The sequence below is a fragment of the Prevotella sp. ICM33 genome (assembly GCF_000517825.1).
GTDB classification, from domain to species: domain Bacteria; phylum Bacteroidota; class Bacteroidia; order Bacteroidales; family Bacteroidaceae; genus Prevotella; species Prevotella melaninogenica.
Genome location: NZ_JACD01000077.1, coordinates 1 through 12,300 on the forward strand (window position 1 = coordinate 1; position 12,300 = coordinate 12,300).

Annotated in this window: 8 protein-coding genes; 6 read left to right on the top strand and 2 right to left on the bottom strand. The window is 44.1% G+C overall.

Annotation, left to right across the window (positions count from 1 at the left end):
• Positions 1 to 534: 534 nt before the first annotated feature.
• Entirely contained in the window at positions 535 to 1,545 is a 1,011-nt protein-coding gene (locus HMPREF1505_RS09915) for a hypothetical protein (RefSeq protein WP_036925018.1), read from the bottom strand.
• A gap of 20 nt (positions 1,546 to 1,565) precedes the next feature.
• Positions 1,566 to 2,225, bottom strand: coding sequence for a hypothetical protein (locus HMPREF1505_RS09920; RefSeq protein WP_036925020.1), 660 nt, complete (start codon positions 2,223 to 2,225; stop codon positions 1,566 to 1,568).
• Positions 2,226 to 2,980: 755 nt separating this feature from the next.
• Here HMPREF1505_RS09920 and HMPREF1505_RS09925 point away from each other — a divergent pair.
• From HMPREF1505_RS09925 to HMPREF1505_RS09950, 6 genes are all read left to right on the top strand, one after another.
• On the top strand, positions 2,981 to 3,301 hold the full coding sequence (locus HMPREF1505_RS09925; protein ID WP_036925021.1) for a hypothetical protein: 321 nt from the start codon (positions 2,981 to 2,983) through the stop codon (positions 3,299 to 3,301).
• A 132-nt stretch (positions 3,302 to 3,433) separates the two neighbouring features.
• Entirely contained in the window at positions 3,434 to 5,551 is a 2,118-nt protein-coding gene (locus HMPREF1505_RS09930; protein ID WP_036925022.1) for a TonB-dependent receptor, read from the top strand.
• A gap of 17 nt (positions 5,552 to 5,568) precedes the next feature.
• Complete coding sequence (locus tag HMPREF1505_RS09935) at positions 5,569 to 7,209, top strand: hypothetical protein (RefSeq protein WP_036925023.1); 1,641 nt, start codon at positions 5,569 to 5,571, stop codon at positions 7,207 to 7,209.
• Positions 7,210 to 7,948: 739 nt separating this feature from the next.
• Positions 7,949 to 8,542: a TetR/AcrR family transcriptional regulator gene (locus HMPREF1505_RS09940; protein ID WP_036925025.1), complete on the top strand. Its 594-nt coding sequence runs from the start codon at positions 7,949 to 7,951 to the stop codon at positions 8,540 to 8,542.
• Between the two features lie 6 nt (positions 8,543 to 8,548).
• Positions 8,549 to 10,963, top strand: coding sequence for a TonB-dependent receptor (locus HMPREF1505_RS09945; RefSeq protein WP_036925027.1), 2,415 nt, complete (start codon positions 8,549 to 8,551; stop codon positions 10,961 to 10,963).
• A gap of 26 nt (positions 10,964 to 10,989) precedes the next feature.
• Positions 10,990 to 12,180, top strand: a complete 1,191-nt coding sequence (locus tag HMPREF1505_RS09950) for a YncE family protein (RefSeq protein WP_036925029.1) — start codon at positions 10,990 to 10,992, stop codon at positions 12,178 to 12,180.
• Positions 12,181 to 12,300: the final 120 nt, after the last annotated feature.

Below are 12,300 nucleotides of genomic sequence, written 5' to 3' on the forward strand. Positions count from 1 at the left end.
TTCAAAAGGGCGTTAGTTAGACCTCAAAAGGGCACCTTTTGCAAGCCAATTAAGCCTTAATTCAAGCGCAATTAAGCACCAATAAAATTTTGGGTTGTGATTTTTCTTTACAATATGGGTGTGGGGTTGGTTTCTTTCTTGGTTCTTCCGAGGTATGGAATGATCAACTAAAGCTCGTATGTAAAAAGTCACACGGAGTTACGGAGTGGACGGAGTCATAAACTATAAGCAGAGGTGCGAATGGTACAAGGAGGGACAGAGGTGTAGTGTACGGCTTCCTGATAACTCTTGGGGTAAACGCTTTACATATAAATTGCTAATAGAATAGGCAAACTATCTCGGTTACTCTACGCACCGACGATGCCTCCGTGACTTCCATTGCTTTGTTTTTTACAATCCTCAGTTCCCTCTATTCCTCTGTGTGATACTTTGTCAGTGTCATAAATTAAGGCTGCCTCCTTATCTCTTTAAACTTCTGAAGCGTAATCATAAAGGTAAATACCATGTGCATTGTGAGGTAACAGTGTTTACGTCTCACTTCTTTCTTGCCACATACCTATCATATAATGGTTTGAAGATAGGAGGAACGGGGCGCGTTTTATATCGCTCTCTAAGATAATCCTTAGCTGTGTCGCTGTTGCTGTAATCCCCTTTCTGAGTGAGCAGTTTTTTAAGTATTTGGTAGCTCCAAGGGGCAGGGTAGGCACAAAGAAGTTGGAGGACCTCATCAGCATCATAGTATTCTTGTTTGATAGTAGCTTGACAAGCAGCCTTAGCATACCACTCGAAGGCAGGGTCGTTCCAATTACTGATGGCTCTACATGCCTCATAGGAGCATACACCTGCTTTCTTTAGATTGGCTTTCAACAACTTGTTGATACGCTGTCGGTCATTAGGATTCTTGTATTGAGCGAGGAGAGGGAGGATAGCATCATTCCCTTTGTCGGCTTCTTCGATGACTGTGGCATAATAAATCTTATGGGGTTTGAAGTCTATGGGCAGTCCATCTTCAAAGCCATAGTGCTTCATATAATCGAAGAAGATGAGGCTATCAAGGGAGAAACACAACTGGTTGGATAGTTTAAGTTCGTAGCTATCGTACCTATAGATAGAGAGGGCAGCGCGATAATAAGGCTCTTCAAATCCGCTACATCCAGACATCATCTCTACGTATGTCGTATCTTTCAATGCCTGCTTCAATACATCAATTACTTGTTTGTCAGCTTTCTTCAGTAGAATTCTGTATGTCCAGAGCCTTGTTATGCGTGAAGTATCGGTATTGGCAATCTCCACTAATTGTTCTGCAGTTGTGTGTCGGCTGAGCAGATTGGCATAATCAAACTGCTCTGACCGCCTTCCTGCGTAACCGATACCCCTTGAAAGTGCCATATACTGGCAGTGGTGGAAGGAATCGAGTGCCACCATAGCACTATCAGATAACCTGTCTGAAAACTTTGTGCAAGAGCCGTAGCTACTGCCTAAAACTATCAGTGTGAGGACTGATATGACAAGATAAATACGTTGTTTAAGCACTAAGTAGTTCATTATTATATCTTTTTCGTTATTTATTCAGCCAGTGTATAGCCGAGTCGGGCGTTAAGTCGGTGGGCAAGTTGTTCTATCTTCTTCCTCCGTTCAGAATCTATTTCGTTGTTGCGAAGCTGTTCGATGACACGGAGAGGGGCAATGGTGTCGGTGGGCCATGGGTCTTCCTGTATTTCGGAAGGGCAGTAAAAAGCGATGACATTCAATGAATCGTAAACCTTGATAGAGTCGGGACTGCTGTAACTATAGAATGATATTCTCTTTTCTGTTAGTCCGTCAACTTTATAAACACCTATCAAGTTGTTGTCAAAGAAGTCGTACTCTCGTCTTACGAGGTAATCACCGTCTTTGCAAAAGCAGGTGGAAGGGAGAAAAATGTCGCCCCCTATGACTTGAAGGAAAATGGCAAGTAGCCAACACCCAACACCCATCACCCCACTGTAAAGGCGTATCACCAACTTTCTTTTGCTTTTTCGTGCAGCAATCATCAGTGCAATCGGTGACAGAAGAGCAGTCCAAATTGGTATGTAAGTCAGTCCCCAACGCAGGTGTACGTCTTCGGGTAGCAGGATATAAATCAGCCCACAGAGGAATATTGCACCAAGGTGTAAGCCCATTGCAAGCGATAGTTCTTTGCGTTGAACAAAGTCTTTTATTCTATTCCATTGCGGTTTTTGCATATTGTTAAAGTTAGTTATGGGACAAATTTACGCTTTTCTACATTAATAAGCAAGTATTTGTTATGTTTTTTATGGTTCTCACTATCTTTTCTTTTCTCATCCTCCGATATAGAAGACCCTTTTATCATACTCCTTCGAAGATGTGGATAACACTTTGAAAAATCATGACATAAATTCAAGTAAAACCCCTATAAATAAGGATAAAAACACATATAAAAAGCGTATTTGTAACCAACAGAAAATCAGTTAGTTATAAAGTAGCATCAGAAAAGGTGCCTAATTGGACTTCAAAAGGGCGTTAGTTAGACCTCAAAAGGGCATCTTTTGCAAGTCAATTAGGCATCTTTTAGAAGCCAAAAGAGCATGTATTGGTTTTGAGTTGTATGAAAATATTTTACAAATAACGATGTGTGAGAATCAGTTGTTTGCAGAAGACGGATAGGTTGAATATCTATTTGCATTTTATCTTGTAGTTTATCCTCCTTTGTAAGACCAAGTCATTTGAGATACTAATACCCTACAAGCGTATAAATCTTTACCCTATCTCTACTCTATGAATTTAACAAACGAACCCCTCTTGTTTATAAAGTGATTGCAGAATAACTACTAAGTAGTTTTTGTGTTAACTATGTTTAAAATCGCAAAAAATAAATAGGTTGTGGAGAAATACCTGCTGTTTTTTTCGTAATTTTACCCCCAAAATTCATTTAAGGCATGAGTAACAACTCACTTACATGCCGCATAATTGGAAATAGATGACGCAAAAGACAACGATAAAACTTATCTATGCGTGGACACTTCTTTTTGTGTTCACTTCTATGCTTTTGCTCAAAGATTTCCACTATCATAACACTTCTTATCACGGTTCAGACAAGGCTTCTGTAAGCCATAATGCTTCGTTGAAGCAGGTTTGTAGCACTTGTGACTTCACAATGCACGAGTCTGTCGAAGCTAAAGCAACAGTTTTCCAGCCTGTTGTAGCGATAAGTTGGGTCCCAAAACGTATATTTACAGAACAAACTGTCTATCAGGCTGTTGTCTCAATCAATAGCCATTCGCCTCCGACAGTGGGCTAATCATCACCTTATTTATTATGGGATAGGTGCGCACTAAGGTGTGCATACATGTTCGTAAGACAAACTTTTCGTAGGTTCTTTGCCCATTTGCTGAGGCGAAAGAGCCGTCTATTGACATTTAATATTTAGTCTATGATGCTTAAATTAAAATTAGACAGGCATCAGTGGGCTGGTGTTTTATTCGCATTGCTGTGTTGGTGTATGCCATTAGCTGCACAGAATGAGAAAAGCACTAAGCCTACTCATGATTCCATTTGCCTAAGTGAAGTTGTGGTTTCTACTCGTCGCCAGATGATGAGTGTAAATCAAATAGGCAGTCAAATCAATCAAACAGCCATTACAAATGCTATGGGACGCTCCTTGGGTTCGCTGCTTGAGGGAGTCAGTGGTATAAGTTCTATCCAGACAGGAACAATCGTTTCAAAGCCTGTGATACACGGAATGTATGGCAATCGCATACTCTTGGTGAGCAATGGTGCACGTCTGACGGGTCAGCAATGGGGTGCAGATCATGCCCCAGAGGTAGATAAAAACAGTTATAGTAACATCGAAGTGGTGAAAGGAGCAGATGCTGTAAGATATGGTTCTGAGGCTCTTGGTGGTATTGTTCTTATGCAACCTTCCCCCTTACCTTATGACGTCAGTGGTCTTCATGGTATGGTAGCGGGACTTTATGGCACCAATGGCAGACGCTTTGGAGCCTCAGGTTATGTTGAAAATAGCTTTAAGTGGCATGGCAACTGGGCATGGCGTTTACATCTGAATACCGAGAATGGAGGCGACAGAAGTACGGCTCATTACCTGCTAAACAATACCGGAATGCGTGAAAACGACCTATCCCTCGCCTTAGGTTATAGGCATGGAGCGTGGCGATTAGAGACAGGTTATAGTCTGTTTGCACAGAAATTAGGTGTTATGCAGAGTGCACAGATGGGTAACGAACAGCTGTTACAAGAGCGTATCCGCCTCGGTCAGCCTGTCGACTTCACACCTTTCAGTCGGCATATAGACTATCCTTTTCAGCAGATAACTCATCATAATGTCTATTTCAAGGCGTTTTTTGATCACGAAAAGATAGGACATTTCGCTTTTCAATCAACCTTCCAGCAGGACAATCGACGCGAAAACCGCATCCGACGTCTGAACCATTCGGACATTCCTACCGTCAGTTTGCACTTGAATTCGTTGCAGAACTCACTTGTATGGAACAAGGGTTATCAACATTGGAAGAGTGAAGCGGGAGCGCAACTGCTGATAACTGATAACACGAACGAGCGTGGAACGGGTGTTGTTCCTATCATTCCGAATTACACGGAGGTAGCTTTCGGACTCTATGCGCTGCAGAAATACACTGCTGATCGATGGGGAATGGAGGCTGGAGTGCGCTTTGATGGACAGCAAACGAAGGCTGACGGCTATGATTGGACAGGACGAAGATATGGTGGAAAGCGTGACTTTGCGAACTTTACTTATAGTCTTGGTGGTCATTATCACATCAATAAACAACTGAAACTGACCTCCCATTTCGGTGTAGCTTGGCGTGCCCCACATGTTTATGAGCTGTATAGTAATGGCAATGAACTTAGTTCTGGTATCTTTGTGAAGGGCGATTCAACCCTTCTTTCAGAGCAGAGTTACAAGTGGATTACCTCATTGAAATATGCAAGTAAGTACTTTGATGTTCAGCTCGATGGCTATCTTCAGTGGATTAATAACTACATCTTCGACCAACCAACGGGGCGGAATATCACAGTCGTATCGGGTGCTTATCCTGTATTCCAGTACAGACAGACACGTGCTTTCTTCCAAGGTGTCGACTTAGATGCCCACGTTCGCCCCGTATCATCGCTTGACTATCATCTTGTTACGGCAATGATTTGGGCACGTGAGATGCCTTCTCACGCCTATCTTCCTTATATTCCGAGCTTCCGTCTGACCCATTCACTGACGTGGTCGCTGCCTTTCTTCAAGGCATTCTCACCTAAGTTAGGACTCACTCATCGCTTTGTGGCTAAGCAAACACGCTTCAATCCTGCCACAGACCTCATCGCCAACAGTCCTGAAGCCTATCATCTCATGGGCTTTGATGTTAGCTTCTCGGTGCCTATGCGTGAGGGACAGTCACTTCGTATAGGACTGATGGGCGACAATATCCTTAATCGTGAGTACAAGGAATACACTAACCGCAGCCGCTACTATGCCCATGATATGGGGCGTGATGTGCGCTGTATGATTACATGGAACTTCTAATTTAAAAGATAAAAACGATGAAAACAAAAAGATTTATAAATGGTCTTGCGCTTGCTTTCAGTGCAGTAGTGACCATGCTGTTCGTGGGTTGTAACCCAGAACAGCCTGAGAATGAAAAGGAAAACAAACTACATGAAGACCCTGTTCGTGCTGTCTTTACACTGCAGGAAGGAACACTCAACAATGCTTCTGCCTTCGACAATACGCCAAAGATGGCTAACTTCAAAGCCGCTTCAGTACCTGCTCAAGTGATAGAGTGGGAGACAACGGCTGGTCAAGGCTGGCATGTGACGAGTGCAACAAAGTCGTTCAGCGTAAAGAATAGCGTGGACAACCCTTCTGTTGTCTATCTTTTGAAGATGGAGTATTATAATGCAAAGGGCGAAATGATGAACAGTCAGTTCTATAACCTTGGTCAGGACAAGATTCATCAGCACTTCTTCTCAATGTTCAAGCAGGTGATGTATGAGGGACAGACGAGTTCTGTTCGTGTCACAAACAAAGCAGAACTGCCTTACGACTACCGCTATATCGACGAGTTGAACGGCACTTTCATTGGCGACACGAACCCTATGGGCTTCCAAGGTCTTATCAAGTTCGTGAAGCCTGGACGTGAGTTTACACTCTCTGTCGACCTGCTCCACGCTGCAGGAAGTAAGTTTGGTGACGACGGAAAGGCCTCTCCTTTCTACAATCCAGCTGGAAAGTTGCTTAGCACTGGACTTTGGGATATCAACGTTAAACTGCCTATCGTGATTGATGGACAGTCTACTGAGCAGAGTGAACTCGACCCTTCGCTTATCAATCCTGCAAAGGCGGTGATCGAAATCTATAATGGTCACCTCCATGGTCCACATGCTTTTCATCAGAACCCAACACCAAAAGAATTGAAGTATATCGGTCGTAACTATAAACTTACCTATACTTTGGAGAATGGAAAATGGGTGGCTGACCCACAGAATGGTAAGAGTGTGAATCTTATGGGTAGCAGTCAGGACCATTATGTGTCAGCTTTTGTCATTCACTACTACGACAAGGCAGGTAACGAAATTACCTCTCAAATTGTCAATAATGGTGAAGACAGCCACTATCAGCACTTCTTTATGGTAGATGATATTCGCCCTTCTTATGGCGGAAAGAAGGAGGCAACCGATGTTAACTCTACTGAATTCTTCGATTATGTCTACTGTGATACGGACCCATGGAATAAGACTAACAAGTTTGATGGTGCTAAATTCACTGGTCAGTCGAACCCTATCGGACACAAAGGCTACTTTAAGTTCTTGCGTACGCATAAGCAGTTTAACCTCGAAATTCGCCTGATGCGCGCTCGTAACTCTAAGTTGACAAATGGCGAAGCAAGTCCTTTCTACGCACCAACCGCTCGTCAGTTGAAGGAGGAAGCATGGCTGCCAACCATCGTCGTACCGATGAACATCTATATGGACAGCGATGAGCGCGAACTGGATGAAAAGGTTTATGACACTGATTACGATAAGTTAAGCGACAATGCAAAGGATTATTCAGAGAGCAACTTGGTGTCAATTCGTTCGCTGATGGATGCCTTTGGAATAACCGATATCAAGACTGCTGTCCTCGATTTCTGGTGGAATTTCCACGGAGATAGCAAGCACAGCGATGCTGGTTTCTGGTTCTAAACGAGAAAGTTAATGGCTTATCCCTACCGCTCTTGATGCGATAGAGGAGGAAATAATATGGGAGACAGAAAGTATTTACGCGCTTTCTGTCTTCTGTATTTCTGTATTATTGTAAAAACCTTTCATCTCCTCGATTTAAAAACATCATCTTTTGCCTTTGAAAAGACGCCCAATTGGCTTGCAAAAGATGCCCTTTAAGCCCCTTACTAACGCCCTTTTGAACCCTTACTAAGCACCTTTTGTAAACCTCTTTTGCAACTATCTGAACACGAGAGGGTTATAACGATGTTTAAAATACTCGTTTTTAGTTTTTTATTCCATCTTTTTTCTTGCTATTTTGTAACAATATTTCATAACGTTGTGCGGATGAATTTTCTCACAGAGGGCACAGATTTACAGTGATATGATTTTGTTTCCTAACAGCTTTTATTTTCTTATCGGCATCTTGTCTGTCTTTGTAACTTGACGTAGTCCGCTACGTCTGCGCCTAAAAGACAAATAATCTGCTCGATGATAAAACAAAATATGTTTAGGCTCTAATAATTGATTTGGGTTAAAATACCTATTAGTAAGTATTGACAAGACGGAAATCTTCGCCTATCTTTGCAGTAAAAATCGACAGAATGGAGAAACGATTAGTATGCCATAGAACGTCAAGTGGAAGAAAGCGTATTGCAGGTTGAATGCAATACGCTTTTTTTATGAACAAAACAAGACATTGTCCGTTAATAAGATAATAATGAAAACATTAAAAGAAGATGTGCGGAGTAGGATTGTTATGGCTGCCCGCAGTGAATTTATTAAGTGTGGTTATAGGAAGACATCGATGCGTACAATCTCGGCTAAGTCTGGTGTTGTGCTGGGGAATATATACAACTATTTTAAGACAAAGGACGATATCTTCTGTGCTGTCCTGCATCCGCTACTCTCTGTGATAGGCGAGTGTATGGCGGAGCACAGCAAGGGTGAGCACGAGGAAAAGCGTCTTGACTTCTCTCGACAACGGCAGAAGGAATTCCTATCGAGTATGCTTCGCATTATCTTCTTATATAAGGAGGAGTTGAGGCTACTGCTCTTTGAGTCGCAGGGCACCTCCTTAGAGAATTTCCGTGAGACCTTTATCGACGAACAAGTAGCGATAAGTAGGACTTACATGGAGCAGGTGGAGACGAGTGTGTCGCCCCTCTTCTTTCGTATCAGCGCCTCTACATGGCTGACAATCATCGGTGAGATTGTGTCAAGACCCGACCTTCAGCAGGAGGAGGTGAGGCAGGCTCTGACCGAATATATACGCTACAACACGGCTGGGTGGCAGGAACTCATAAAACAATAAGTAGGTATGAAGAGATTAATCCTTATCATAATCGTGTGTCTGTGTCCTCTGCTCGTGGCGGCCCAACGGCTGCTAAGGGGTAAGATCACGGAGAAAGAGACGTCGACTCCTATCTGTGGAGCATGCATAGCAGTCAAGGGAACGAAGCAGAAGGTGCTTTCTGACAGGACAGGCGGTTATGAACTGACGATTAGTGCATCGGGTGCTTACACGATAGAGGTGTCGGCAGTAGGCTACAAACGGCTGAGGGAGGTCGTTGCGGCGGGTGGTGATGTGACAAGAGACTACTATCTTGAACCCTCATCGACCTCGTTGCGTGAGGTTGTCGTGCGGAGTTCGGCACAGAGTGCAGAGATAAACCAGATACGACAAAGCCCTATGGCTGTGACAGTTGTGGATGGTGCGAAACTGAGAGGACGGTCGAGTAGCATTGAGGAGATACTGACGAGGACATCAGGAATTAAGGTTCGGAAGGCAGGTGGACTGGGTAGTGCATCGCGCATCTCGGTTCATGGCTTAGAAGGGAAGCGTGTGGCGGTATATATCGATGGGTTCCCACTGAACAGTCCCGACGGTTCGTTCGATATTAACGACATTCCGATAGACGTCATCAAGTATATCGAGGTGTATAAAGGAATTGTTCCTGCGGAGTATGGGGGAGACGGTTTAGGCGGTGCCATCAACATCGTCACGCGAGAAGATGAGTGCGACTTGGTGGGCTTCACACAAGAGTTGGCATCCTTTGGGACGGTGAAGACACTCGTAAGTGGACAAAAGCTCTTTAGCCGACCGGGGATATTATTTAACGTGGCATTTTTTAAGAATAAGTCGAAAAACGACTATATGATGTCGTGGCCAGTGTTCGAGACCAATCTGCCTGCGTCGGCATATAGAAAGGTGAGACGTAGGAACGACTATTACGAAGCCAATTTTTATCATGTTGGGTTAGGGTTTAGGAAACTTTACTTTGATAAGTTCGACTTAGAATGTGCCTTTTATCAGAACAAGAAGGGGATACAGTCGCTTAATTTCGACGCTCGTCATGCCTATACAAAAGGGATAAATATCATGCCAAACCTCGTGTTGGAGAAACAAGACTTCCTCGTTAAAGGACTGGATATGAAGTACACTATCGTCACACCTATCATCCGCTCGAATATGACAGACACCGCCACTACGAGGAGGCAGTGGGACGGAACAGTCACACAAGCCGTAGGAGAGACGGACGACAATCTTTTTAACGAGTCGCATGATCGGCAGTTTGAGGTGAGGAGTAAGTTTAACTTGAAATATACACGGGGTCGGCACACTCTTAATCTCAATGACCAATACGCCTACTCGGCTTATACTCCTAAGGACGAACGCATGAAAGGCTATCTTGGCTTTGACCCCAGTGCCTATCCAAGTAGGATGACTGCAAACAACATTGGGCTCAGTCATCTGTTTGTCTCGGCTAATCATCGGTTTCAAAACGCATTGACACTCAGCATCTACTACCTTAACTCGAGGATTTACAGAACCAGTGACGCGCTGGCGAAAGGGCAGGTAACAGACGAGTTAGCACCAAAGCAGACCCGTGTGGAACGGTCGTATTATGGCTTCAGTGAGGGTTTCAGCTATGAACTATGGAAGGATGTGCGGGCAAAGCTGTCGTTCTCGCATAACGTGAGGATACCCGATACGGGCGAACTCTTCGGTAATGGGGTGAGCATCAAACCGTCGGTGAACCTGCAGCCAGAGGTGGGGAATAATCTGAACCTTGGTTTTATCGTCGATAGAAGAGGACTGTGCGGACTCGTGAGGGTGCAGTGGGAGACGAATTTCTACTATATGATGATGAAGAACATGATAAGACTCTTCCCTACTGACACACGTTCTATCTATACGAACTTAGGGAAAACAAGGACCATTGGAATGGACACTGACGTGAAGGTGGACGTCACACGCAATGTCTATCTCTACTTTAATCTGACTTTACAGGACATCCGAGACAGGCAAAGATGGTTTAATGACGAACAAGGAACGAGCAACCCTACCTATAATAAGCACGTCCCTAACATCCCTGCCTTTTACTATAACTATGGCATGGAGTACCATGCAGAGGGCTTGATAGGCCGCCGTGAGCTGTCGAGAGTATATATTGATGTGTCGCATGTGGGCGAGTTTGACTGGGGGTGGCAGATGAGTTCGCTCGCAGAGGAGCGTAGGAAATGGCGCATACCGTCTAATGATGTCTTCACGATAGGCCTCCAACAGTCTTTATGGCATAATAATATGTCACTGAGCCTTGAGTTAGAAAACGTCTTCAACAAGGAGAACTACATGGAATTTAAGATGCCTCTACCCGGAAGAACCTTAAAGGCAAAACTACGCTTCAACCTGTTCAGAGACAAACTGGCAGGTGGGGCAATGAGCTTATAATTATTAACTTCTTTAATCAAAACACAATGAAACATTATTTCTTAACCGCAGCTATCATGCTGCTAACGACCGTCGGACTACTATCTTGCGACAAAGACTCACCTGACACACCGCCTGCACCGGCCAAGACGGAGATGGGCTTCGTCCATAGTGTTAACATCGGAGACAATACATACGTAAGTGTTTTCAAAGACATGAACGTTGGCTCGCTCAATACCGATAATGCGCTGGTGATGCCGAAGGGTGCTTTTTCCTTCGTATATAAGGGGAAAGTGTATATAACCGACACCGAACACATCTATAAATATGCCCAGAAAGAGGGAAAGTTAGTGCAGGAGGGGAATACTATCCTACTCCCAAGTGGGGCTGCAGCAATGTACATCACCTTTGCTTCCGACCATAAGGCATACGTCTCTTGTTCTGGTTTAGGAAAGGTAATCATCATCAATCCTACCACAATGGAGAAGGTTGGAGAGATTGATTTGGCGGAGTACTCCTTGGGGAAAGCTGCTGGTGACAATAATCCTGAGCCTGCCGCATCTGTCATAAGAGATGGAATACTCTATGTGGCACTTAGTCAGATGAAGTCTACATACGTCTGTGAAGCAGGGGCTTACGTGGCTTTGATTGACACAAAGACCGATAAGCCAATCAAAGTCGTCAGTGATGACCGTGCCTCTATGGCCTCTGGTGAGTCGCCTGCTGGCGACCCTTTCATCGATGAGAAGGGTGATATCTATTTTTATTGTGTAGCGATGTTTGGCTATCAGCCTGGTGTCAAGGAGGGATTTCTGCGTATTAAGAAAGGAGAAACAGACTTTGATAAATCCTACTGTTTCACCCTTGCGGATGTTGACTTAGTAGGAGTCAAAGGCAATAAAACCTCGTATGCTTACATGAAGGTGTATGGCGGCAACGGAAAGGTGTATGCTTACCTGAACATTCCAGGTGCTGCAAGCAATCCACCAGACTATGTTCACGATAAATGCTTCCAACCTTTCGAGATTAATCTCTACAATAAGAGCTGTACAAAGTTAGGCCTCTCTGCCACAACTGGGTGGGCTGCAACCCTCTGTAAGTCGGGTAATGACATCATCTTCGGTATGTCCACCGACCAAGGCATGGGCTATTCCGTCTATCATCCAGCCACTGCCACCTACGAGATTCTCAAGGTAAAAACCTCTGGTGCACCATATTTTGTGCATGAGTTGAGGTAGTTTGTGTACATATCGAATCTAGAGAAAGAGTAGTAGTCCCTTCCCTTGAGGGTGTCTCAATTTTGATTATTGCTGTCCGGTAAAACTCAAATAACATATAAATCCTTGCGGAATTGTCTT